At 70.2% G+C, this 23,084-nt stretch carries 24 protein-coding genes and 1 tRNA gene; 23 read left to right on the forward strand and 2 right to left on the reverse strand.

Annotated features, from left to right (window positions below; genetic code table 11):
• Positions 1-62: 62 nt before the first annotated feature.
• The 7 genes from NO364_RS12255 to NO364_RS12285 are packed head-to-tail and all read left to right on the forward strand — an operon-like array spanning position 63 to position 5,171.
• The gene (locus tag NO364_RS12255; protein WP_157690565.1) at positions 63-581 is read left to right on the forward strand and encodes a hypothetical protein; all 519 of its coding nucleotides are present in this window, start codon (positions 63-65) and stop codon (positions 579-581) included.
• 51 nt (positions 582-632) lie between these two features.
• Positions 633-1,853, forward strand: coding sequence for a CaiB/BaiF CoA transferase family protein (locus NO364_RS12260; protein WP_257627656.1), 1,221 nt, complete (start codon positions 633-635; stop codon positions 1,851-1,853).
• Positions 1,853-2,965, forward strand: coding sequence for a LeuA family protein (locus NO364_RS12265; protein WP_257627657.1), 1,113 nt, complete (start codon positions 1,853-1,855; stop codon positions 2,963-2,965). The genes NO364_RS12260 and NO364_RS12265 overlap by 1 nt, the downstream gene beginning before the upstream one ends.
• 58 nt (positions 2,966-3,023) lie before the next feature.
• Positions 3,024-3,635 carry a translation initiation factor IF-2 subunit beta gene (locus NO364_RS12270; RefSeq protein WP_157690562.1) on the forward strand — a complete coding sequence of 204 codons (612 nt, stop codon included), beginning with the start codon at positions 3,024-3,026 and terminating at the stop codon, positions 3,633-3,635.
• Between the two features lie 49 nt (positions 3,636-3,684).
• Positions 3,685-4,398, forward strand: coding sequence for a fumarylacetoacetate hydrolase family protein (locus NO364_RS12275; protein ID WP_157690561.1), 714 nt, complete (start codon positions 3,685-3,687; stop codon positions 4,396-4,398).
• A 38-nt stretch (positions 4,399-4,436) separates the two neighbouring features.
• Complete coding sequence (locus NO364_RS12280) at positions 4,437-4,685, forward strand: DUF7385 family protein (protein WP_157690560.1); 249 nt, start codon at positions 4,437-4,439, stop codon at positions 4,683-4,685.
• 51 nt (positions 4,686-4,736) lie between these two features.
• Positions 4,737-5,171, forward strand: coding sequence for a universal stress protein (locus tag NO364_RS12285; protein ID WP_157690559.1), 435 nt, complete (start codon positions 4,737-4,739; stop codon positions 5,169-5,171).
• Here the strand turns inward: NO364_RS12285 and msrB are convergent.
• Together msrB and NO364_RS12295 are read right to left on the reverse strand one after the other, a co-directional pair.
• A complete protein-coding gene (msrB, locus tag NO364_RS12290) occupies positions 5,168-5,701 on the reverse strand; it encodes a peptide-methionine (R)-S-oxide reductase (RefSeq protein ID WP_257627658.1) in 534 nt (177 codons plus the stop codon). The genes NO364_RS12285 and msrB overlap by 4 nt on opposite strands.
• A 53-nt stretch (positions 5,702-5,754) precedes the next feature.
• Entirely contained in the window at positions 5,755-6,432 is a 678-nt protein-coding gene (locus NO364_RS12295) for an HAD family hydrolase (protein ID WP_157690557.1), read from the reverse strand.
• A gap of 86 nt (positions 6,433-6,518) precedes the next feature.
• On the opposite strand from NO364_RS12295, the gene NO364_RS12300 reads away from it, so the two are divergent.
• The 16 genes from NO364_RS12300 to NO364_RS12375 all read left to right on the forward strand — a co-directional run bounded on the left by NO364_RS12300 (position 6,519) and on the right by NO364_RS12375 (position 23,050).
• A complete protein-coding gene (locus NO364_RS12300; RefSeq protein WP_157690556.1) occupies positions 6,519-7,109 on the forward strand; it encodes a hypothetical protein in 591 nt (196 codons plus the stop codon).
• Between the two features lie 46 nt (positions 7,110-7,155).
• Positions 7,156-8,751, forward strand: coding sequence for a DUF7827 domain-containing protein (locus tag NO364_RS12305; protein ID WP_257627659.1), 1,596 nt, complete (start codon positions 7,156-7,158; stop codon positions 8,749-8,751).
• Between the two features lie 51 nt (positions 8,752-8,802).
• Complete coding sequence (locus tag NO364_RS12310) at positions 8,803-9,861, forward strand: lamin tail domain-containing protein (protein WP_257627660.1); 1,059 nt, start codon at positions 8,803-8,805, stop codon at positions 9,859-9,861.
• Positions 9,862-9,986: 125 nt separating this feature from the next.
• Positions 9,987-11,615 carry a COG1361 S-layer family protein gene (locus NO364_RS12315; RefSeq protein ID WP_257627661.1) on the forward strand — a complete coding sequence of 543 codons (1,629 nt, stop codon included), beginning with the start codon at positions 9,987-9,989 and terminating at the stop codon, positions 11,613-11,615.
• Positions 11,616-11,678: 63 nt separating this feature from the next.
• Positions 11,679-14,003, forward strand: coding sequence for an efflux RND transporter permease subunit (locus tag NO364_RS12320; RefSeq protein ID WP_257627662.1), 2,325 nt, complete (start codon positions 11,679-11,681; stop codon positions 14,001-14,003).
• A 25-nt stretch (positions 14,004-14,028) separates the two neighbouring features.
• Positions 14,029-14,937, forward strand: a complete 909-nt coding sequence (locus NO364_RS12325; protein ID WP_257627663.1) for a dihydrodipicolinate synthase family protein — start codon at positions 14,029-14,031, stop codon at positions 14,935-14,937.
• 39 nt (positions 14,938-14,976) lie between these two features.
• Positions 14,977-15,747: a CehA/McbA family metallohydrolase gene (locus tag NO364_RS12330; protein ID WP_157690550.1), complete on the forward strand. Its 771-nt coding sequence runs from the start codon at positions 14,977-14,979 to the stop codon at positions 15,745-15,747.
• 44 nt (positions 15,748-15,791) lie between these two features.
• Positions 15,792-16,796 carry a S49 family peptidase gene (locus NO364_RS12335; protein WP_157690549.1) on the forward strand — a complete coding sequence of 335 codons (1,005 nt, stop codon included), beginning with the start codon at positions 15,792-15,794 and terminating at the stop codon, positions 16,794-16,796.
• Positions 16,783-17,817, forward strand: coding sequence for a DUF4350 domain-containing protein (locus tag NO364_RS12340; RefSeq protein ID WP_157690548.1), 1,035 nt, complete (start codon positions 16,783-16,785; stop codon positions 17,815-17,817). Before NO364_RS12335 ends, NO364_RS12340 begins: the two co-directional genes overlap by 14 nt.
• 129 nt (positions 17,818-17,946) lie before the next feature.
• A complete protein-coding gene (locus NO364_RS12345; protein WP_157690547.1) occupies positions 17,947-18,492 on the forward strand; it encodes a peptidylprolyl isomerase in 546 nt (181 codons plus the stop codon).
• A 60-nt stretch (positions 18,493-18,552) separates the two neighbouring features.
• Positions 18,553-20,001, forward strand: a complete 1,449-nt coding sequence (pabB, locus tag NO364_RS12350; protein WP_257627664.1) for an aminodeoxychorismate synthase, component I — start codon at positions 18,553-18,555, stop codon at positions 19,999-20,001.
• Complete coding sequence (locus tag NO364_RS12355) at positions 19,998-20,579, forward strand: anthranilate synthase component II (protein ID WP_157690545.1); 582 nt, start codon at positions 19,998-20,000, stop codon at positions 20,577-20,579. Before pabB ends, NO364_RS12355 begins: the two co-directional genes overlap by 4 nt.
• Positions 20,564-21,430, forward strand: coding sequence for an aminotransferase class IV (locus tag NO364_RS12360; protein ID WP_257627665.1), 867 nt, complete (start codon positions 20,564-20,566; stop codon positions 21,428-21,430). Before NO364_RS12355 ends, NO364_RS12360 begins: the two co-directional genes overlap by 16 nt.
• 86 nt (positions 21,431-21,516) lie before the next feature.
• Positions 21,517-21,990 carry a hypothetical protein gene (locus NO364_RS12365; RefSeq protein ID WP_157690543.1) on the forward strand — a complete coding sequence of 158 codons (474 nt, stop codon included), beginning with the start codon at positions 21,517-21,519 and terminating at the stop codon, positions 21,988-21,990.
• A 44-nt stretch (positions 21,991-22,034) separates the two neighbouring features.
• Positions 22,035-22,119: transfer RNA gene (locus NO364_RS12370), tRNA-Leu, on the forward strand.
• A gap of 457 nt (positions 22,120-22,576) precedes the next feature.
• Positions 22,577-23,050, forward strand: coding sequence for a DUF5813 family protein (locus NO364_RS12375; protein WP_157690542.1), 474 nt, complete (start codon positions 22,577-22,579; stop codon positions 23,048-23,050).
• Positions 23,051-23,084 lie beyond the last annotated feature (34 nt).

A 23,084-nucleotide genomic window follows, 5' to 3' on the forward strand; every position in this document is an offset into this window, starting at 1 on the left:
ACCACACCCACATATACTGCCGGCCGCGACGTTTTACGTGACAGCGGCGACGACGTCCGGGCGTGGCCGGAACCCCCCATCACGCGCTCGGCGATCCGCTCCTGACGGGAGCGGTCGCGACGGCGGTGGCCACCGTCGTCACCGGCGTGGCCTGCCGGTCGCGTCGGGCGGACGCCCGGGCGGCCGCGCTCCGCGGCGGGGTAGCGTACGGGGTCGGGTTCCTGCTCCTGTGGGCGGGGGTCCGCCTCCTGTTCTGGCGGTTCGCGGTCGACCCGCGCGACTCGCCGCTCGTCGCGGTCCTGATCGTCGGGGGCGCGACGCTCGCGCTCGCGGTCCAGGGTGGCCTGCCCCTGTTCCTCCACGCGAGCCGGGGGTTGTGGACGCCCGTCGCCTGGCTGTTCGGGGCGAGCTGGGTCTGTGCGTACACCTTCCTGCGGGTCGGGGGCGAGGCCGGGGCCTTCTTCCTGCTCGCGCTCTGGACGCTCGCCGTCGTTCCGGGCGCGCTTTTGGGCCTCGCGGCCCTCTGTGGCCTGGAACTCGGCGGCCGACGGGTCCGACGGGGCGGGTGGCCGTGGTCGTGAGCGGTGACGAGGAGCGCACCGCTTATGCCGACCGGCGAGCACCGACCGTTCATGACGACCGCACGGGAACGGCAGGGGCCGCTCGACGGGCTACGGGTGGTCGACTGCTCGGGCATGATCGCCGGCGGGTTCGCCACGACACAGCTCGCGGACTTCGGCGCCGACGTCATCAAGGTGGAACATCCGGAAGGGAACGATCCGCTTCGGGAGTGGCCACCTTACGACGAGGGCGTGTCGCTCTGGTGGAAGTCGATCGGCCGGAACAAACGCTGCGTGACGCTGGATCTGAGCACCGCCGAGGGGAGCGCCCTCCTGCTCGACTTGCTCGCCGACGCCGACGTGCTCTTCGAGAACTTCCGGCCGGGGACGATGGAGAAGTGGGGGCTCGGTCCCGAGCGACTGCACGAGGAGAACCCGGGACTGATCGTCGTCCGGCAGTCGGGGTACGGACAGACGGGACCGAAGTCGGACAAGCCCGGGTTCGGGACCGTCGCCGAGGGCATCTCGAACTGGGCGCACGTCAACGGCTTCCCGGACAGCAAGCCACTCTTGCCGCCGATCAGTCTCGCGGACCTCACCGCCGCGAACTGCGCCGTCCAAGGCGTCATGTTCGCGGTCTTCGAGCGTGACGTGGGTCGATCGGGGGGTAGCGGCGAGGGGCAGGTGATCGACATGAGCCTCTACGAGCCCCTCTTCAGGCTCTTCCTCTCGGAGGTGGAGGCGTACGACCGGCTGGGCGAGGTCCGGGAACGGATCGGGAACCACCACGAGAGCGCGGCGCCGCGAAACGTCTACGAGACGGCCGACGGCTACATGACCCTCTCGGCGTCGGCGCAGTCCATCTTCGAGAACGTTGCCGCGGCCATCGACCGGCCGGACCTCGTCGACGACCCGCGCTTTGCCGACAACGAGGCCCGCGTCGAGCACGCGGACGAACTCGACGAGGTGATCGAGTCCTGGACCCGGGAGCGCTCGACCGAGGCGGCCATCGCGGAGATGGAGGCCGCGGACGCCATCGTGGGGCCCGTCTACGACATGGCCGACATCTTCGAGGACGAGCAGTACGCGGCTAGGGGGAACATCGTGGAGGTCGAGGACGAGGATCTGGGATCGCTGAAGACCGCGGCACCCGTCCCACGGTTCACCCGGACGCCCGGCACGGTCGAACACGCCGGACCGAGACACGGGCAGCACAACGACGAGGTGTACCTGTCCGAACTCGGGCTCGACGAGTCGGAGTACGACCGCCTCCGCGACGCGGGCGTGATCTGATGCCGGTCTCGCTCCGCGACGTGACGATCAGGGAGGGCGCACAGATGCCCGGCCGGGAGTACGCCGTCGACGACCGGGTGACCGCCGGGCGGGCGCTCGACCGGCTGGGCGTCGACGCCGTCCAGGCCGGCTTCCCCGCCGTCGGCGAGACGGATCGGGCGGCGATCCGCCGACTCGCCGCCGCGGGCGACGTGACGGCCGACGTCGTCGGTATCGCCCGCGCGAGGGTCGCCGACGTCGAGGCCGCCCTCGACGCCGAGGCCGACGTGATCGAGGTGTTCGTCCCCACGTCCGAACGTCAACTCGAACACGTCCTCGGGACGTCCCGCGCCGAGGCGATGGAGATGGCGAGCGAGGCGCTCGACCGGGCCCGCGAGGGCGGGGCCGCGGTCCACCTCACGCTCGTCGACGGCTTCCGGACCGATCCCGAACACCTCGCGGCGACCGTCGACGCCGTCCCGTCGGTGCCGACGGTCACCGTCGCGGACACGGTGGGCGCGCGGACGCCGGACCGGGTGCGGGCGGTGGTGACCGACCTCCTGGACCGCGGGGTCGACGGGGACCGTCTGGGCGTCCACTTCCACGACGACCTCGGGGTGGCGACGGCGAACACGCTCGCGGCCGTCGACGCGGGCGCGACGACGGCCGACGTGAGCGTCGCGTCGCTGGGCGAGCGGGCGGGCAACGCGGCGCTGGAACAGGTGGTTATCGCCGACGAGGTGGACGGCACCGGCGACTGCGCGGCCGCCGTCGACGGGGCCGAACTCGTCCCCGCGTGTGAGGCGGTGCTCGACGCGCTCGGCGAGTCGGTCGACCCGCGGACGCCCGTCCTCGGCGCGGACGTGACGACCCACGAGTCGGGTATCCACACGGCGGCGATGCTGCGGGATCCGGGGACCTTCGAGCCGTTCGATCCCGCCGACTTCGGCGGCGAGCGACGCCTCGTCTTCGGCCCGGGGAGCGGCCGCGGGAGCGCCCGCGCGCTCTTAACGGAGGCGGGGATCGATCCGACCGACGAGCGGGTCGAGCGGCTGCTCGGCCTGCTGGCCGACCGCGGGCCGATGAACGCCGACGCGGCCGCGACGCTCGTCGCGGAGGCGTTCGATCCGTGACGTGACGTGTGAGCGCGGCTCACGGAACGGATTTAGGACGCCGGACCCTTTCGAGTCCATGAACTACGATACCGCCCTCGACCGGGCCTACGACACGTTGCCGGAGCGGACACGCGAGGCGGGCGACCGCCTACAGGTGCCGGATCCGGAGGGCCAGACCGACGGCGCCTTCACCCGGCTGACGAACCTCGGCGACATCGCGGCGGCGCTGGGTCGCGAGCCGGAACACCTCCACCGCTCGATCCAGCGCGAACTCGGGACCAACGGTCAGTTCGACGGCGACCGGGCGCGGTACAACGGCTCCTTCACCGTCGACGACTTCGACGCCGCCGTCGACGCCTACGTCACCGAGTACGTCACCTGCTCGGAGTGTGGCCTGCCGGACACCAACCTCGTCCGCGAGGACGGCGTCGACATGCTCCGCTGTACGGCCTGTGGGGCGTTCCGACCGGTCGCCAAGCGGCCGAAACAGAGCGCCGACGCGGGTCAGCCGACCCTGGAGGAAGGGAAAACCTACCAGCTCCAGATCACGGGCACGGGCCGGAAGGGCGACGGCGTGGCCGAACGCGGCAAGTACACCATCTTCGTCCCCGGCGCCCAGGAGGGGCAGGTCGTCGAGGCGTACATCGACAACATCAGCGGGACGCTCGCGTTCGCGCAGCTGGCCTGACGTTCACACGAATCGAAACGCATAGCCCGGCGGCCGGCGTCGTCGGCCCATGCGACTGGCACGCATCTCCACCCCGCACGGTACGCTCACCGGCGAGTACGTGGACGGCGTCGTCCACGCCGACGGCGACAGCTACGCCGTCGGCGAGGACGCACACCTGATGGCGCCCTGTGACCCGACGGCCGTCTTCTGTACCGGCCGGAACTTCGGAGCGAAGATCGACCAGATGGGCGAGGGCGACCGGCCGGATCGCCCGGACTGGTTCGTCAAGCCGCCCCACGCGCTCCACCCGCCGGAGCAGCCGATCGAGTATCCCGACTGGGTGGACTCGTTCACCTACGCGGGCGAGTTGGCGGCCGTGATCGACGAGCGGTGTCACGACCTCTCGGTCGGCGACGTCGACGACGCCCTGCGGGGGTATACGATCCTGAACGACCTCGACGCCTACGAGCAGGACCGGCGGACGGCCCGGAAGGCGTTCGACGGGTCGGCACCGCTCGGGCCGTGGATCGAGACCGACGTCGACCTCGACGGGATGGCGATGGAGACGGTCATCTCGGGGGAGCGACGGCAGTCGGCGACGACCGACGAGATGCTCTTCTCGCCGCCGGAGATCATCGCCTTCCTCTCGGAGCGGTACACGTTCCGCCCGGGCGACGTCATCTCCTTCGGCAGTCCCGCCAACCCGGGGCTGATCGAGCGTGGCGACACGGTCGAGATCACCTACGAGGGCGTCGGGACGCTGCGAAACACGGTCGCGTAGGCCGTAACGCCTTTCGCCGCCGGGGACGCCGGAGGCACATGGCCGAACGTCTCGACCTATCGGACGGGTTCGACGTCCACGACTACCGGTCGCGGCTGAAACTCCACACCCAGGACGGATCGTCGATGTACCTCGAAAACCGGGAGGGGCTCGGCTGTCCCGCCTGTGGCCGCGCGTTCGACCGCCTGTTCGTCTCCGAGGACGACCGGGTCACCTTCGGCAACCCGCCGGACGCGCCGTTCTGTCTCGCGCGGACGCCCGAGAAGCTGTTGCTGTTGACTCACTAGCCGGGACGGAACCGAAAAGCGTGAAGGGGTACGGCCTGAATCGGTCGAACGATGTACGAGGATGTTCTGGTCCCGACGGACGGGAGCGAGTCGATGGACGCGGTGGTCGAACACGCCGCCGACATCGCGGCACGACGAGACGCGACGGTCCACGTGCTGTACGTGATCGACGACCGCTCGTTCCTGACGCTACAGGACGGGATGAAGTCGGACGTCGAGGACGAACTCCGGGCCGAGGGCGAGACGGCGACCACGTCGGTCACGGACCGACTGGAGCGCGACGGCCTCGCGGTCCGGACGGAGATCAGGAAGGGCAACCCCGCCGACGAGGTGCTCGCCTACGCCGACGAGGCGGGGATCGACCTCGTCGTGATGGGGACCCACGGGGCCGACTACCAGCGGAACATGCTCGGCAGCGTCTCACAGAAGGTCGTGACGATGTCCGACGTGCCGGTGCTCACCGTCAACATCGGCGAGCGGACCTAGTCCTCTGGCTCGAAGTCGAGCGCGACGGAGTTGATGCAGTAGCGCTTCCCGGTGGGGTCGGGGCCGTCCTCGAAGACGTGGCCGAGGTGGCCGCCACAGGTGGCACACAGCACCTCGGTCCGCCGCATCCCGTGCCGGGTGTCCGTCTCCAGCTCCACGCCGCCGGCGGCGGCGTCACCAGACGTTGTCTGGTTGCCCGTCGAGCCGTGATCGACGGCGTCACCAGACGTTGTCTGGTTGCCCGTCGAGCCGTGATCGGCGGCGTCACCAGACGTTGTCTGGTTGCCCGTCGAATCGCGTTCGACGGCGTCGTAGAAGCTCGGCCAGCCGGTGCCGGAGCCGAACTTGGTGTCCGAATCGAAGAGGGTGGCGCCACAGCCCGCACAGGCGTAGACGCCGTCCGCCTTGCGGTCGAGGTGGTCGCCGCTGAACTTGGGTTCGGTTCCACGCTCGCGCAGGACGTGGTATTCGTCCTCGTCGAGGCGCTCGCGCCACTCTTCGTCGGACAGATCGGTCGCGTCATCGGTCATGGAACCCGCTAGGGGAGCCAGACACATAGCCTCGGCGCCCCCGGACGTAGCGATCAGGCCCCGCCCCGGGTCGGGACGCCCTCGACGTCGAGCAGGTCGGTCAGCCCGCCGAGTTCGTAGGTCGGCTCGGCCGACAGATCGTACGACTCGCGGTGGGGGCGGCGGACGAAGGCGGCGTCGAGGCCGGCGGCCCGCGCCGCGAGCACGTCGGACTCGCTGTCGCCGACGAACAGGGCCGTCTCGACGTCGAGGTCGGCGAGCGCTCGACGGAGGTAGTAGGGTTCGGGCTTCTTGCGGTCCAGACTGCGGACCGTCGGGGCGCGTCCGTAGGCCGTCTCGAAGAGGTCGCGCGTGGCGAAGAAGTCGTGCATGAACTCGACGGTATCCTGCTGGTTCGAGCTGACGATACCGCGGGGGGCGTCGATGGCGCGGACGGCATCGAAGTCGTCGTAGAGCGTCGCCCGGCCGTCGCGGAGCGCCGCCCGCTGGGCGTGCGAGGAGTGGTAGTCGCGGGCGCGCCAGAACCGCTCGGGGTCGAGGTCGTACTGCTCGCACACCGTCGCGAGGAGGTCGGGCGTGACGCCGACCGCGAGTCGGTCGACGTCGTCGGGGTCGGGGTCGGGGACGCCGAGGGCGTCGAAGGCCTCCCACGTGGCCCGCCGGAGGACCGAACGACCGATCGGTTCCACGAGGACGCCGTCGTTGTCGAACAGGACCGCCTCGTAACCCATACGACGACGTAGGGGCCGGCGACGAAAAACGTTTCACCGGCGGCGTGCCGCGGGGTTTAATCCGTTCGCCCACGATGTCCGCGTCGATGGTCGACAACCGCGTCGGACGGCGGACGCTCCTCGGCGTCGGCGTCGGGCTCCTGTCGTCGCTCGCCGGCTGCTCGGGGTTGTTCATCGAACCGGAGCCGACGACGACGACCACGCCCGACGGCACACGGACCCGGACGGGGACGCCGACGCCGACGCCCACGGCCGCCGACACGGCCGGGTCGACGGCGAGGGCCACGTCGACCGCCGCCCCCCTGCCGAACGACATCATCGAGGTGCGGAACCACACGCTCGCCGTCCGACGGAGTCCGCTGGAGACGGTCGCGTTCGTCGACTACCGGTTCGACGTGGAGAACGTCGGCGGCCGAACGATCAGGGACGTCGAGTTCCGGGTCGACGTCCGGTACGAACACGAGGACGTCTCCCGGATCGTCGCCACGGACGTCCACCGGTTCGTGTTCGATCCGCGGGCGGAGACCGACGACGAGGGGGACGTCGGCCTCCAGGTCGACGAAACCCGCCGGATCCGCGAGACGGTCCGGTTCGAACGCGACGGGCGGGACGAGGACTGGATGGACACCGAGCGGTACGACCTCGAACTCGCGGTCCGCCGGATTCGGTACCGCTGAGTGACCTCCAGAAGATACTTACTGTGGAATGTGATACCTTTTCACGATGGGGAGGGAGTCACGACGACGACGGGCGATCCGGCGAGCGGTCGTCGGACTCGTCGTCTGTAGCCTCCTGTTCACCGCGGGCGTCGGGAGCGGCGGCGCGGCCGCACAGGGCGCCGACGGCCCCGTCTTCGCCGACGCGGTGACGACGGAACCGCGTGGCGACGTGGCTCGACTCTCGATGCGGATCGGTGACCACGACCGGGTGACGCTGATGGTGCGCGCCCCCGACGGGGCGTACGACACGCGGGTCCGCGCCACCGACGCGGACGGCGACGGGCGGGTGACGGTGTCGCTCAACACGTTCCGGGCCGGCTGGACGGCGGACGAGTCGGCCGCGTACGCCGTCGGCTCCGAGGACCGCCTCACGTCGGTCAGACGCCGCACCGACCGCCTCGACGGGCCGTTGCCCTCGGGCCGGTACAACCTCGTCGCGGTCGCGGGGACCGACAGCACGTCCGCGACGCTGGTCGTGGAGCCGAACGGGGTCGGATCGGCGACGGCGGCGACCGTGCCGCGGGACCGACTCGACGGCGACGCCGCCACCGTTCCCGGGACGGAACGAGTCGAGACGGGGCGTGTCGCGGTCGGCGATCACGCCGTCGTCGCGATCAACGCCAGCGGCCTCGGTGGCGTCCTGGCGTCGACCCGACCACCCGGGCGGAACCTCGTCTATCCGACCGACAGCACGCCGGGCGCGTCGACGACCCACACCGTCGGGATCGACGCCGACCGGTCGGTCGACCCGGAGACGGTCACCGTCGAGTACGCGACCGGCGCACCGCGGGGGTTCGATCACGTCGGGACCGACCACATCCGTCACCTCGGGATCGACGTGGACGGCGACGGCATCGTCGAGAGGGACCTCGAGTCCGCCGTCACGGCGGTCGAGACGACCGACGACGCCCTGCGGATCGACCTGGCGACCGACGCCACCCTCGCCGCGAACGAGACGCTGCTCGTGCAGTACCGGGCGACGAACCCGTCGGGGGCGGGGCCCCACGAGGTCCGCGCCTCGGTCGACGGGACCGTCGAGCGCGAGGGGCAGGTGGTGTACGGTGTCGCGGGTCGCGGCACGCTGGGATACGGGGTCGACCTCGGCCTGACCGCCGCGGGCGACCGGACGGTCGTCGATCCGCTCGCCGCCGTCGACTACCACTACGCGGACGGTCGCCTGTACGCGCTCGTGAACACGTCGACGCTCTCGGTGGGCGAGCGGTACGGCGTCGGCCTGATCCGGTGGGGTGTGAGTCCGCTGGCCACGGAGACGGGGGCGGCCGCGGCGAGCGTCGAACTCACGGAACGGCGGGCGACGGTCGTGACGCCGAGCGCCGACGACCCCCCCATCGCGGGCGGCGAGACGGTCGTCCGCGCCGAGACGACGCTCGCACCCACCACCGAGGTGGTCGTCGAGGTGGCCGGGACGGGGCCGGACGCGTTCCTGTTCCAGCGGCCCACGCGCGTCGGCCCCGACCGACGCCTCGCGGCGACGTTCGAGTTGCCGCCGACCGCCGAGGGACGGCCGATCACGATCCGAATCGTCGACGACGGGCGGGTCGTGGGCGAGCGGCGGGCGACCGCCGAGGCGAATCGTTAAGTCGATCGGTTCCCGACACCCGCTATCCCGGCACCAGCCGGCATCGTATCCATGCTCCCTCTCGCCGGCGTCGCGTTCGGCATCGCACTCCTCATCGGCACGGGCGCGTACGCCGTGGCCAGGGTCGACGCCGTCGACAGTCGGCGAGCGCTCGTCGGCGGCGTCGCCCTGCTGGCCGTGGGCGGTGCGCTCGCGGTGGCGGTGCCCGCCGCCCCCGGCGCCGGCGCCGGCACCGCGGACGGGACGGACGCGAGCGCGAACGCGAGCGGGGATCCGTTGACGACCGTCGAGGGACGGGCGGCGGACCCGCTGACGGCGACGGGGAGCGTGAACGCGACGGCGACAGCCACCGTCGTCGCCGCCGCGTCGGGCGACCGGATCACCTACCGCACGGCGTCCGGAAGTCGCCGGACGGTTCGCCTCGCCGGCGTCGACGCACCGGGGGTCGGGGGCGACGCTCCCGAGCGGTTCGACGGCGTCGTGACCGGAAGTCGGGGCCGGACGTGTCTCGCCGACCACGGGCGGCGGGCGCTGGTGTCGTTGCGGACGCTCGTGGGCGAGTCGGTGACCGTCGAGGCCGTCACGGACCGGCCGGCCGGCCCCGTCGCGGTCCTACACGCGGACGGGCGATCGATCAACCGCCGGGTCGTCGAGCGCGGTCACGCACGGGCCACCGACGACCGGTACGCCGACGCGGAGGAGGCCGCACGGAGCGCGAAGCGGGGTCTCTGGTCGTGTGGCGTCGTCACCAACGACCGCCCGCTCCGAGGACCCAACGCCACGGGGGTTCGGATCGCCGCGGTGCGCCCGAACCCGCCCGGCGACGACGCCGACTCGCTGGCCGAGGAGTACGTCGTCGTCGAGAACGCCGGTCGGACGACGGTCGATCTCTCGGACTGGCACCTCGCCGACGACGACGGCAACCGGTATTTCTTCTTCGACGGCCGGGAACTCCGCCCGGGCGAGCGGCTGGTGCTCCACGTCGGCGCCGGACGGAACCGGGAGGGCCACCTGTACTGGGACGCCACGACCCCGGTGCTCGACAACGACCACGAGTCGCTGCGGCTCGTCGATGGCGACACTGACCGAGTGGTCAAATTCTCCTACTGAGCGAACTGCGACGAGCGGCGCTCTCCGTCGTCTCAAACGCTGAAAAACCCTGTTTCCGTTTAACTACGTTTTCGTTTTATTCTGGTAATCGTCATCGTTATCATCGGCCGACCGCAGGTGCGACCATGAGACGGATCACGATCCTGGCGGTCGTCGGCCTGCTGGTGGTCGCACCGGTAGTCCCCGGCACCGCGTCGAGCGTCGTCACGGGAAACCCGGAGTTGAGTTACAGCGTCGCCGACGACACGTTCGGGCCGAACGAGGAGGCCAGGCTCACCGTCGTCGCCACCAACGACGGGAACATCGAGGACGGCGGCGTCGGCCGCTTCGAGGACCAGGTTCAGACCGCACGGAGCGTCCAGATGGACGTGCAAGAGGGACGGATAAACGCGCCGATCGAGGTGAAGTCGGGGACGGTGACGGCCGGGAGCATCGGGCCGGGCGGCGCCGCCGAGTTCGGCTTCGACCTGGAGATCGGTGACGCCGAACCGGGGAGCTACACCGTCCCGGTCGAGGTCACCTACCGCCACGCCCGGGCGGTGATCTACGAGGGATCGGTGTCGGCGCCGAGCGAGACCGAGTACGTCTGGCTCGACAAGGAGCGGACGGTCGACCTGACGATCCGGATCGAGGAGACGTCCACGTTCGACATCGTCTCGGAGGGATCGAACGAGCTGTTCGCCGGCGACACCGGCTCGATGGCGTTCACGATCGAAAACACCGGGAGCCAGACGGCACGGAACGCGACGATCCGACTCTTTTCCCGGGCCTCGGGGCTCTACTTCGGGAGTCCCGCCGCTCCGTCGGCGGAGAACGGAGTGTTCGTCGAGAGCCTGGCGCCGGGCGAGACCGAGCGCGTGTCGGTTCAGGTGGGCGCGACCGACGACCTCTCGCCGGGGAACTACCCGGTCGATGCCGTCGTCGCCTACCGTGACGAGAGCGACATCGGGCGTGAGTCGGATACGCTGACCGCCGGGGTGCGGGTCCGTCCCGAGCGCACCTTCTCGATGGAGGGGCTGAAGACGCGGAACTTCCGGGTCGACGAGTCCGAGGCACGGATCTCGGGACGGATCGTCAACACGGGTCCCGCCGTCGCGCGGAACGTGGTCGTCAGGATGAGCGGTCAGGGTATCGTGGCGCCGACGAACGGCGAGACGGCGGTCGGGACGCTCGACCCCGGCGAGTCCGCGCCGGTGAACTTCACGGCGGCCATCCCCAGCGAAGCCGAACCCGGCTCGAACTCCTTTGCCTTCGAGGTGGAGTACGAGAACGCCGACGGCGACGTGCGGACGGCCGCGAACCCGCTCCGCAAGACGCTGGCCATCGGCGCCGAGCGCGACCGGTTCGAGGTGACGGACGTCGAGACGTCGGTGACCCCGGGCGGGACGGCACGCCTCAGCGCGGACGTGCGCTACGTCGGTGACGACCCCATCTCGGCGGTCAACGCCAAACTGTTCACGAGCGACCCGCTCTCGTCGTCCGACGACGGGGCCTACCTCGGGACGATGCAGCCGGGCGACACCACCACGGCCACGTTCCGGATCAGCGCGACGAGCGACGCCCTCCCCAAGCAGTACGCCGCGTCGATCGAGGTCCGGTACGACGAATCGGACGGCGACACCGAGTTCACGGACGGCATAGCCATCGGCGTCGGCGTCGAGGAACCGTCCGGCGGCCCGCCGGTCGTCCCCATCGCCCTGGGCGTGGTCCTGCTGCTCGTGATCGGCGGCGGCGTGTGGTACCGCCGACGATGAACGGAACGTCGACGGTCGCGACCGCGAGCACCGAAGGCCGTCGACGGTCGGAGGTGGACTGAGATGGACGCGCTGCGATCGGTGTTCCGCACGATCGGTCACGAGATTCAGGCCCATCCGGTCGCCACGCTCCTGATCGCGGCCGTGTTGCTGTTCGCCGCGCTCGGCGGTGCGGCACAGATCACGAGCGTCACCGGGGATCAGGCGTTCACCGGCGACAACCCCACCCTGGAGACGTACAACGACGCGTTCGACCGGGGCTCGATCTCGGTGTTGCTCCGGGGTGAGACGACCGATCCGGCGACGCTCAGAGCAGTCGCCAGGTTCGACGACCGGATGTCGAGCGTGGCGGACGTCGCCTACGTCACCAGTCCGGCGGACCCCGTCAGGGAGGAGTACGGGCGCATCCCCGACTCGCAGGCGAAGATCGAACGCGTCCTCGGCTCCCCCGACGTCACGTTCGTGCGGGTGGTGTTCGAACCCGGCCTCACACAGCCCGAGGAGCGCCCCATCTACACGGAGGCGCTGGCCGCCGAGGAGTGGGCGCGCTTCCCCGCCGGCGTCGACGTGATCATCACCGGTTCCGCGGCCTTCTCGGCCCAACTATCGGAGCTCATCGGCCAGAGCACGAACCAGTTGCTCGGCCTGGCGGTGGGGCTGATGATCGTCGCCCTCTTTTTCCTCTTCCGGGGCGTGCGGTTGCGGCTTCTCCCCATCGTCGCGGTGTTCACGGGCGTGCTCTACACGTTCGGCGCCATCGGGTACGCGGGCATCCCCAACTCGACGCTGACGAGTTCCGTGTTCCCCATCCTGATCGGCCTCGGCATCGACTACTCCGTGCAGTTCCACGAACGCTACGAGGAGGAGTTGGAGTCGGCACCGCCACGCGAGGCGCTACCGCAAGCGCTGTCAGGTATCGGCCCGCCGGTGTTCGTCGCGATGCTCGCCGCCGCCCTCGGGTTCGGGGCGACCTGGATCTCGACGGTCGGAACGCCCGCGTTCGTCTGGTTCGCCCAGACCTCGATGTTCGGGGTCCTGCTCACGTTCCTCGCGGGCATCCTGGTCCTGCTCCCGATCCTGACGCTGTACGCGCGGTTCCGCCGGCGCGGCGTCGGCGAACTCGACCACCACGACTTCGACGGCGACGGCGACGGTGACGGCGACGGCGACGGTGACGGGCCGGAGGGGGGAACGACCGACCCGACCGACCCGACCGACTCCGACCGGGTCGGTGCCTTCGGCCGGATGCTCGGGCGGACCTCCCGGACGCTCGCGGCCAACCCGGGTATCGTCCTCCTCGTCGCGCTGCTGTTGATGGGCGCCGGCTTCCAGGCCGGCCAGGGGCTCGACACCCTCGCCGATACCGAGGAGTTCGTCCCGCAGGACCTGCCGGCGTACGTCGACCTCCAGCAGTTTCGCTCCCAGACCGGCGGGGGGTCCGCCGTGCAGTACGACGTGCTCGTCACGGGGGGCGAACTCACCCATCCGGAGGTGTTACACTGGATGCAACGCTTCGAGCGGGTGGCCGTTGGCGCGCCACTGATCGAGGGTATCGACTCGCCGGCGACGCTCGTCGCGGAGCACAACGGGGGGGAGATCCCCGAGACGCAGGCGGGCGTCGAGCGGGTCCTGTCGACGGTGCCCGAACGCGAGCGGGCCCAGTATTACAACGACGGCGTAGCCCACATCACGGTCATCGGCGCCCAGGACATGTCGACCGACCAGACGCTCTCGTTCATCTCGAACGTCCAGGACGCGATCCGGTTCAGCAACCCGCCGCCGGGCGTCGATGCGACCCTCACGGGGACGGCGGCGATCACGCCGCCGTCGGTCGTCGAGCAGATCGAGAGCCGGAACGTGACGACGGGGCTCGGGGTCCTGTTCGTCTTCGGCCTCCTGCTGGCGTACTACCGGAACCTCGTGAAAGCGGTCGCCCCGCTGGTGCCGATGCTCTTCGTCATCGGGTGGCAGAACCTCTACATGGCGGCGCTGGACATCCCCGTCTCGCCGCTGGGTGCCTCCCTCGGCGCCATGACCGTCGGGATCGGCGCCGAGTACACCATCATCGTGATGGAGCGGTACTACGAGGAGAAAACGCAGGTGGGCGTGAGCAAACTCGACGCCGTCGAGACGGCCGCCACCCGCGTCGGCAAGGCCATCTCCGTCTCGGGGATGACCACCGTGTTCGGGTTCTCGGCGCTGACGCTGTCGCCGTTCCCCATCCTCGCCGACTTCGGCTACCTGACCGTCGGCGTCATCTTCCTGACGCTCGTGGCCGCGCTGGCGACGCTCCCGCCGACGCTGATCGTCCTCGACGGCCTCGCGGAGCGGCTCTCGCCCCTGCTGGGCGGCCGCGGGACCGATCCCGAGCCACAGGGGAACGCCTAACTGGGCGGGTGTCGAACCGACACCTATGCCTACCGCACCCGCGGATTCGGAGTACGGAACGACGCTGGTCCCGACGGTCACGCCCTTCTCGGACGGCTCGGTCGATGCCGAGGCGGTGGCGGATCTCTCGGAGTTCGTCCTGTCGAACGGGGCCGACGGCCTCATCCCCTGTGGGACGACCGGCGAGTTCGCCAGCCTCTCGCTCGACGAGTACGAGACGGTCGTCTCCGCGAGTGTCGACGCCGCCGACGGCGCGCCGGTCCTCCCCGGTGCCGGTCACACCAGCGTCGCCGGCACGCTCGAACGGATCGACATCGCGGCCGACTGCGGTGCCGACGCCGTCCTCGTCGTCCTGCCGTACTTCCACGGCGAGAACGGTGCGGGCGGCAACGAACGGTTCGTCCGCGCGGTCCTCGCGGAGACGGAACTGCCCCTGATTCTCTACAACATTCCCTCCTGTGTCGGCCAGACGATCGACGCCGATCTGATCGAGGCGGTCGCGGACCACCCGGACCTCGCGGGGATGAAAGACACCAGCGGCGACCTGACACACCTTCTGGAGATCATCCGCCGGACGGGCGAGGACTTCCACCTGTTCCAGGGCTGGGACAGCCAGCTCGTTCCCGCCATCTCGATGGGCGCCACCGGCGGGATCAACGCGGTGACGAACTACTTCCCCGGCATGATGGCGGAGACGATCGACGCGGCGGCGAACGACCTCGACCGTGCGCGCGACCTCCAGTTGGACCACATCGCGCCCCTGTTCAACGCCTCCCTCGAGTTCGGCTTCGCGCCGACGACGAAGACGATCCTGGTCGAACGGGGCGTCATCGACGACGACGCGGTGCGACCGCCGCTGGTCGAACTGGACGACGACCAGAAGGCGGCGGTGCGTGACGTCCTCGATGCCACCCGCGGCGTCGCCGCCGAGTAGAGCCGCGAGGCTTATCCTTCCACCCGCCGAACGTGGCGTGTGAGCCAGACGACGATCCGAATCGATCCACACGTCCACTCGTCGGCCTCCTACGACGGCCACGACCCCGTCGAGTTGCTACTGGAGCAGGCGGCCGAAATCGGCCTGGATGGGATCGTCGTCACCGATCACGACGTGATCCACGAGTCGGTCCGGGCGGCCGAACTCGCCCCGGAGTACGGCCTGTTCGGTATCCCCGGCGTGGAGGTGTCGACGTCGGTGGGCCACCTGCTGGCCATCGGCGTCTCGGAGATGCCGCCCCGACGCGCACCGCTCGACGAGACGATCGACTGGGTCCGGGACCACGGTGGCGTAGCCGTCGTTCCCCACCCGTTCCAGCGCTCGCGACACGGGATCCCGCGGCGCCACCTCGTCGACTGTGACGCGATCGAGGTGTTCAACTCGTGGCTGTTCACCGGCTTCCGGAACCGACGGGCGCGGCGGTTCGCGACGGAGAACGGTTACCCGGCGCTCGCCGCCAGCGACGCCCACTCGGTGCCCCACGTGGGCCGGGCGTACACGGAACTCGTCATCGAGGGCGTCGACCGCGCGGACCTCGACGGGGAGTCGGTCCTGAAGGCGGTCCGCGAGGGGTCGATGCGGATGCGCGGCCGCCGACAGCCGATCCCGGCCTCGGCACACCACTACGCGGTGGGCACGGCGCGAAAGAGCGGCTACTACGCGAAGGTCGGCGCGCTCAGAGGGCGGGCGGCGGCCAAGGCGAGCGCGATCCGCGGCGTCCAGCTGTTGTCCGAACTTCCCGGTCGCTGACCGGTCGGCCGACGTTTTTTGTAGTGGTGAGCCAACACCCACCCATGGCGAACAGAACCCGCGCCCTCCTGTCACGGATCGCACGGTCGTACGTGCTGTTCGTGGCCGTGGGCGTCGTCGTGGGACTCGCGCTGGCCCCCGTCGCGTGGAACGCCACGTCCTCGGAGGGGACGGTCGCGGTCGTCCCGGTCGCGGGCACCATCGACGGGTCGACCTCCGCGTCGGTCACGGCGATGCTTCAGCAGGCCCGGAACGACCCCGACGTGAAGGCAGTCGTGTTGCTCGTAAACAGCGGGGGTGGTGGCGCCGCCGCGAGCGAGGAGTTGTACCTGCAGACCAAGCGAACGGCCGCGGAGATGCCGCTCGTGACCAGCGTCGACGCCGCGGCGGCCTCGGGCGCGTACTACACCATCGCGCCGAGCGACCGCATCTACACCAAGCCGGCCTCGACCGTCGGGAGCGTGGGGGTGTTGGCGACGGCACCACAGCCGCTCGAACCGACGGACCTCGTCGCCACCACGGGGCCGAACAAGCTGACCGGCGGCGACGAGCGCGAGTTCAACTACATCCTGGAATCCCTGGGTAATGCCTTCATCGGCGCCGTGTTCGAACAGCGCGGCGACCGGCTGGAGCTGACCCGCACCGAGGTCGAACAGGCCCGCATCTACAGCGGCACTCAGGCGGTCCGCAACGGCCTCGCCGACTCCATCGGCGGGCGGCAGGCGGCGGTCGAACACGCGGCCGACGAAGCCGGGCTCGACAACTACGACGTGCGTGTCATGCGACCGGACGGCACCGCGCGGTTCCTCTCGCGGTCGAACTACCTCGCGTCGACCGCGCCGGACAAGGAGATGGTCTCGGCGGAGTACCTCTACGGCGAGGACCCCGGCGGCCCCGTCTTCCTGATGGTGCCCGCGACGTATCTCGACACGGCGAACGACGACGCGGACTCGCCGGCCCCGCGGACGAACGGCACGGAGCGGGACGTCGACAACCGGACAAGGCCGGCCGCCGCGGCGGCTCCGGGAGGGACCCATGTGGTTGCGTGAGGTGGGCAAGCGGCTGGCCGTACTGCTCCTGACGGTGGCCGTCGTGGTGGCCGTCGCCAGCGTCGGGCCGACGCTCCTCTCGTCCGACGACGGCGGCGACGAGACGCTCCAGAACCCCGAGTACGCGCCCGAAAGCGTCGCGCCCGACCCGCTCCCCGCGACGGGGACCATCGACGTGTCGGGGGCCGACCCCACGACGAACGGGACGGTCCTCATCGATCGGGGACACGCCAACCGGTTCTCCCGGGCGGACATCGAACCGCTCGTGGACGCGCTGATCCGACAGGGGTTCACCGTCGAGTTCTACAGCGACGGTGACCTGGCGAGCCGTCTCGAGGACGCCGACGTCTTCCTCGTGATCGATCCGGGGTCGGAGTACCTCCCGGGTGACGTCGACGACGTGCGGCAGTTCACGGGCAACGGCGGGCATTTGGTGATGGTCGGCGAACCGGACCGGACCGCGATCAGCAGCAGTCTCCTCGGCACCTCGATCCAGAACCAGGAGAGCCGCCTCACGACGCTCGCCTCCGCGTACGGGATGAGCGTCGACACGCAGTACCTCTACAACCAGGAACACGCCGACGGCACGTTCAAACACATCGTCGCCCGGCCGACGGGAGGGGGCGGAGTGGACGGCGTCGAGCGGGTGACGATGTACACGGCGGCGTCGGTCACCACCCAGCGGGGAACGGTCCTCCTGCGGAGCGCCCCGAACACCCACAAGTCCGGGAGCGACGAGGTGACCGGCGAGTATCCGGTCGCGGTGCGCACGGAGAACACGGTGTTGCTCGGCGACAAGACCTTCCTGCGCGGGGATCGGTTCAACGTCGCCGACAACGAGGCGTTCATCGCCTACCTCGTGGAGTTCATGCTCGACGGCGATCACCAACCGGCAGGCGGGACTGAAGGAGACACCGGGCGAACGCCGACGGCGACGCCGACAGCCACGCCGACCGAGACGCCGGCGTCGACCCCCACGCCGACGGCGACGCCGACACCCACGCCGAGCGACGGGGACTGATACGGATTATTGTAACTGTTCACCGGTGGTTCACCGGACGCTGGGCGAACCACCGGTAATGACTTACAATAACCGTATGACCGGTCGCGCGGTCAGCAACGTTATCCCGACGGGCCGCCAGGGACGTGTATGAGCGATCCCACCGCGACGCTGCGGACGACACACGGGGACATCACGGTCGAACTGTTCGCCGATCGGGCGCCGCGAACCGTCGAGAACTTCGTCGGCCTGGCGGAAGGCACCGACGATCCGGACGCGCCGATCGAAGCCGGGACGGGCGCCTGGGAGGACCCCGAGACGGGCGAGAAGCGAACCGATCCGCTCTACAGCGACGTTCCCTTCCATCGGATCATCTCCGGGTTCATGCTCCAGTGTGGCGATCCGACCGGCACCGGCCGCGGGGGTCCCGGCTACACGTTCGACGACGAGTTCCACGACGAACTCCGTCACGACGGCCCGGGTGTCCTCTCGATGGCGAACCGTGGCCCCGACACCAACGGCTCGCAGTTCTTCATCACGCTGGACGCCCAACCGCACCTGGACGGCGACCACGCCGTCTTCGGCGAGGTCGTCGACGGGATGGACGTCGTCGAGGAGATCGGGGCCGTGCGGACGGATCCGAACGACCAGCCGACCGAAGACGTGCGCCTGACGTCCGTGGATGTGGAGCACTGAGCGGGCAGGGACGACGGCGAGCGATCGACCGGTCGAGCCGAGGCGCCGGAGGGTGGGCCCGTGAGCCCGACGGTCGAGACGTCGCGCGACGCCTTCCACGCGGCGGCCGCGGGGGCGACGGCGGGGACGCGCGTGCCCGTCGAGGTGACCCTCGATGTCGATCCCTTCATGGCCTACCGCCGGGCACGCGGGGAGGCGCCCTCGGTGTTCTTCGAGACCGGCGGCGGACAGCCGGGATGGGGATACTTCGGCGTCGATCCCGACGTCGTCCACGAGGTCGGCGACGACGGGGCGCTGGCGGCGATCACGGACCTGGTCGCGTCGGAGTCGCTGGCGCGTGGGGACTGTACGGTGCCGTACCCCGGCGGCTTCTTCGGGTGGCTCTCCTACGACGTCGCCCGAGAGATCGAGGATCTGCCGGCGACGACCGTCGACGACCGGGGGCTGCCACGCCTCCAGCTCGCCCGGTACACCTGCCTCGCGGCGTGGCGGGCGGGCGAGTCGACGCTGCGGCTCGTCGCGACGCCGCGGGTCGACGACGACCCCGACGCCGCCTACGAGGCGGGGGTGGACCGCGCGCTCGACCTCGCGGCGGCGGCGCGGACGGGCGACCCGTCGGTGGCCCCGCCGCCGACCACGGGACCGGTCACGTTCGAGAGCTCCTGCGAGCGGGGGGCGTACGGCGACCGGGTGCGGCGGGTCAAGGAGTACATCCGCGACGGCGACACCTTCCAGGCGAACGTCTCCCACCGGCTGACCGCGCCGGCGGCGGTCCATCCGGTCGAGGCCTTCGCCGCGGTCAGGGAGGTGAACCCGGCGCCGTACTCGGGACTGATCGAGTTCCCGGGCGTCGACCTGGTGAGCGCGAGCCCGGAACTCCTGTTGGATCGGGCGGGCGACCGCCTGGAGACCGAACCCATCGCCGGCACGCGGCCGCGCGGCGAGGACGCGGCGGCGGACCGCCGCCTGCGGGCCGACCTCCGGAACGACGAGAAAGAGCGGGCGGAACACGCGATGTTGGTCGACCTCGAACGCAACGACCTGGGGAAGGTGAGCGAGTACGGATCGGTCACGGTCGACGAGTACCGCCGGATCGACCGCTACTCCGAGGTGTTCCACCTGGTCTCGACGGTGTCGGGGCAACTCCGTGACGACTGTGACCTGGGTGACGCCATCGGCGCGGCGTTCCCCGGCGGGACGATCACGGGCGCGCCCAAACCGCGGACGATGGAGATCATCGACGAGGTGGAACGGCACCGCCGCGGCCCGTACACGGGGAGTATGGCGGCGGTGGGGTTCGACGGCCGGGCGACGCTGAACATCATCATCCGGACGCTGGTCCGGCACGGCGACGAGTACCACCTGCGGGTCGGCGGCGGCGTCGTCCACGACTCGGTGCCCGACCGCGAGTACGACGAGACGCTGGCGAAAGCGCGGGCGCTGATCACCGCCGTCGACACCGCCATCGGTGACGACGCCGAGATGGACGTGGAGGTGGGTGCCCGGTGACGCGGGTCCTGGTCGTCGACAACTACGACTCCTTCGCGTACAACCTGGTCCAGTACGTCGGCGAGGCGGCCGACGAGGTGATCGTCCGCCGGAACGACGCAGTCGACCTCGCGGGGATCCAGGCGATCGACCCGGACGCCGTCGTCGTTTCGCCCGGTCCGGGAACGCCGGCGGAGGCGGGCGTGTCGATGCCGATCTTCGCCGACCTGGAGTACCCCACGCTCGGCGTCTGTCTTGGCCACCAGGCGCTGTGTGCGGTCCACGGCGCCGAGGTCCGCCACGCCCCGGCGGTGGTCCACGGCAAGCGCTCGACCGTCCACCACGACGGCAGAGGGGTGTTCGCCGGCCTCCCCGACCGGATCGAGGTGGGGCGGTACCACTCGCTCTCGGTCGACACCGGAGACGTCCCGTCGGCCCTGGAGCCGACGGCCCACACCGACGACGAGGACGGCGTCGTGATGGGCGTCCGCCATCGGTCGAAACCCCACGTCGGCGTTCAGTTCCACCCGGAGAGCATCCTGACCGACGACGGCAAGCAACTCGTCCGCAACTTCCTGGATCGATGCAGTACCACGTGAACGGTCGGCTGGTGCCCGCGACGGAGGCGACGGTTCGGGTCGACGACCGCGGGTTCCGCTACGGCGACGCCGGCTTCGAGACCTGCCGGGCCTACGGCGGAACGGTCTTCGAGTGGGCGGCCCACCGCGACCGTCTCGTCGACACCTGCGAGACCCTCGGGATGGGCGGGGCCGTCCCGGAGGACCTCCGGGAGCGCGTCGCGGCGACGCTCGACGCGAACGACCTCGCGGACGCCTACGTTCGGGTCTCGGTAACGCGGGGGGTCCAGACCGGGAAGCTCACCCCCGATTCCGAGGTGGATCCGACGGTGGTCGTGGTCGTCAAACCGCTCCCCCGGGGCGGCGTCGACGGGGAACCGGTGTGGGACGGTCCGGCCACGGTGCGGACGGTCGAACGCCGGCGGATCCCGGAGGCGTCGATGCCCGCGGCCGCCAAGACCCACAACTACCTCGACGGGATACTGGCCCGACTGGAGCTACGGGGGACCGACGCCGACGAGGCCCTCGTCCGCGACGTCGACGGGTTCGTCGCCGAGGGGGCGACGAGCAACGTCTTCTTCATCGACGACGGTGTCCTACGGACGCCGTCCCTGTCCGGACCGATCCTGCCCGGGGTGACTCGGCGTGTCGTCCTCGACCTGGCGGCGGATCTGGACGTCCCCGTCGAGACGGGACGGTACGGCGTCGACGCGGTGAGGGACGCCGACGAGGCGTTCCTGACGAACACGACGTGGGAGGTCCGACCCGTAGCGACCGTCGACGGGCGGGCCGTCGGCGGCGGCCCGGTGACCGACCGCCTCGCGACGGCGTTCGACCGCCGGGTCGAACGCGACCACTACCCGGCTGAGTGAACCGACGTCGCTCCCGCGGCATAAGTGACAATTTCGTTATTATTGTCTGACGATGGTTTATGATCGGCGGGCTCCGTATCGGAACCATGGACGTGGACCCCATGAACGCGGGCCGAACCGAGGCGGACGGAACGCTCGACGCCGACGAGGCGGAGGCGACGGCGACGGTCGTCGACGCGGACGAGTCGGGGAGCGAGTCGGTGGACGCCGACGAGGCGGCGGACGACACCGCCGACGCGGAGCCGCTGACGATCACGTTGCCCGACGGGAGCGAGAGCGTCTCGGAGGCGATCCTCTCGCACCGGCGGATGTTGACGAACCCGTCCGAGCACGGACTGGTGGCGGCCGCGGAGGGCGAGGAGATCCTCGACGCGGTCGAGGCGCTGTCGTCGGACGTTCCCGAGGACCTCGACGAGGAGCTGACGACGCTCGAACGGTCGGTCGAGGGGATGGTCGACCGGATGGACCGCCAGGAGCGACGGATCGAGGAGCTCCAGGACACCGTCGAGTCGCTGGCGGAGATCCTCGGTGCGTCGGTCGAGTTCGAGGAGCAGGCGTAGGGTATCGAAAGCCACTTGCGGCGGTGCGGGGAACGGGGACCCGGGCGAGGGTGGCCGAGCCGGGCCAAAGGCGGCGGGCTTAAGACCCGCTCTCGAAGGAGTTCGGGGGTTCGAATCCCCTCCCTCGCACTGCCGCTCCGAACGAACGTGAGGAGCGTGCCGTGCGTCCAGGGGATTCGAATCAGGGAGTGAAACGACCGTGGTTCGAATCCCCTCTCACTGTCTTCGACCGAACGTGAGGAGCGTGCCGTGCGTCCAGGGGATTCGAATCAGGGAGTGAAACGACCGTGGTTCGAATCCCCTCCCTCACACGGAAAGGGTGACGTGGTTCGGCGTCGAGGTGGCAGTAGCTCCGTGGCGTCGTACGAAAGCGAAAAGCGACGTACGGGGAAAGAGGGGTCCGTACGATCGCTTGCCGCCCTGAATTGGTCCCCGCTGACGCTTCGGCCCTCCAGACGAAGCGTCACCTGAACCAAACGGGGGGAGAAACTTAAGCGTGCCGCCGGCGGCAGGGCGGGCGGGGAGCCGAAAGCGCCCGCCGGGGCGACACGGGGGACTTTTTGCCGCTCACGCCCTCCCTTGGGACATGACCGAGGCATCCCGGGCGACGCGGGCGTTTCGCGACCACGCGGACTTCGACCGCGTCGACGATGGGCGGTTCGAGGCGACGACGACACCCTTCGACGCGGTGGTGGAGGCACGCGAGGTCGACGGGCGGATCGAGTACGACCTGACGGTCCGGGCGCCGTCGCTCTCGGCGGCCGTCGAGGAGGACGTGGCGGCGGTCGTCGAGGAGGGGTGGCTGGAGACGTTCGAGTTGCGGGTGGCCGACGCCGACGGCGTCGTTCGGGGGGAGCACGACTTCGACCCGACGGTGCGGCTGACCGAGGAGGCGGTGATCGTCGAGCTGACGTTCACCGACATCGACGAGCGACGGGGTGTCGACGACGCCGCCGCGGTCGTCAACTACGTCGAGGGCACCTACGTCCAAGGGATCATCCCGGGATACGAGTATACGGGTACGGCGGCGCAACTGATCGACCGGGCGCGGGGACAGTAGAAGCGACAGGGCAAAGCCGGTCGAGACCCCACGT

This window comes from Haloplanus salinarum (assembly GCF_024498175.1).
GTDB lineage: Archaea > Halobacteriota > Halobacteria > Halobacteriales > Haloferacaceae > Haloplanus > Haloplanus salinarum.

What these genes read in the sequence shown, in the direction of transcription:
- msrB (WP_257627658.1), bottom strand. Translation starts at nt 5,701, where the DNA reads ATGACCGATGACGCGACCGATCTGTCCGACGAAGAGTGGCGCGAGCGC.
- NO364_RS12280 (WP_157690560.1), top strand. Translation starts at nt 4,437, where the DNA reads ATGGCCGAACGTCTCGACCTATCGGACGGGTTCGACGTCCACGACTAC.
- NO364_RS12320 (WP_257627662.1), top strand. Translation starts at nt 11,679, where the DNA reads ATGGACGCGCTGCGATCGGTGTTCCGCACGATCGGTCACGAGATTCAG.
- NO364_RS12310 (WP_257627660.1), top strand. Translation starts at nt 8,803, where the DNA reads ATGCTCCCTCTCGCCGGCGTCGCGTTCGGCATCGCACTCCTCATCGGC.
- NO364_RS12315 (WP_257627661.1), top strand. Translation starts at nt 9,987, where the DNA reads ATGAGACGGATCACGATCCTGGCGGTCGTCGGCCTGCTGGTGGTCGCA.
- NO364_RS12365 (WP_157690543.1), top strand. Translation starts at nt 21,517, where the DNA reads ATGGACGTGGACCCCATGAACGCGGGCCGAACCGAGGCGGACGGAACG.
- NO364_RS12260 (WP_257627656.1), top strand. Translation starts at nt 633, where the DNA reads ATGACGACCGCACGGGAACGGCAGGGGCCGCTCGACGGGCTACGGGTG.
- NO364_RS12305 (WP_257627659.1), top strand. Translation starts at nt 7,156, where the DNA reads ATGGGGAGGGAGTCACGACGACGACGGGCGATCCGGCGAGCGGTCGTC.
- NO364_RS12300 (WP_157690556.1), top strand. Translation starts at nt 6,519, where the DNA reads ATGGTCGACAACCGCGTCGGACGGCGGACGCTCCTCGGCGTCGGCGTC.
- NO364_RS12360 (WP_257627665.1), top strand. Translation starts at nt 20,564, where the DNA reads ATGCAGTACCACGTGAACGGTCGGCTGGTGCCCGCGACGGAGGCGACG.
- NO364_RS12335 (WP_157690549.1), top strand. Translation starts at nt 15,792, where the DNA reads ATGGCGAACAGAACCCGCGCCCTCCTGTCACGGATCGCACGGTCGTAC.
- NO364_RS12270 (WP_157690562.1), top strand. Translation starts at nt 3,024, where the DNA reads ATGAACTACGATACCGCCCTCGACCGGGCCTACGACACGTTGCCGGAG.
- NO364_RS12295 (WP_157690557.1), bottom strand. Translation starts at nt 6,432, where the DNA reads ATGGGTTACGAGGCGGTCCTGTTCGACAACGACGGCGTCCTCGTGGAA.
- NO364_RS12325 (WP_257627663.1), top strand. Translation starts at nt 14,029, where the DNA reads ATGCCTACCGCACCCGCGGATTCGGAGTACGGAACGACGCTGGTCCCG.
- NO364_RS12265 (WP_257627657.1), top strand. Translation starts at nt 1,853, where the DNA reads ATGCCGGTCTCGCTCCGCGACGTGACGATCAGGGAGGGCGCACAGATG.
- NO364_RS12375 (WP_157690542.1), top strand. Translation starts at nt 22,577, where the DNA reads ATGACCGAGGCATCCCGGGCGACGCGGGCGTTTCGCGACCACGCGGAC.
- NO364_RS12340 (WP_157690548.1), top strand. Translation starts at nt 16,783, where the DNA reads ATGTGGTTGCGTGAGGTGGGCAAGCGGCTGGCCGTACTGCTCCTGACG.
- NO364_RS12285 (WP_157690559.1), top strand. Translation starts at nt 4,737, where the DNA reads ATGTACGAGGATGTTCTGGTCCCGACGGACGGGAGCGAGTCGATGGAC.
- NO364_RS12275 (WP_157690561.1), top strand. Translation starts at nt 3,685, where the DNA reads ATGCGACTGGCACGCATCTCCACCCCGCACGGTACGCTCACCGGCGAG.
- NO364_RS12345 (WP_157690547.1), top strand. Translation starts at nt 17,947, where the DNA reads ATGAGCGATCCCACCGCGACGCTGCGGACGACACACGGGGACATCACG.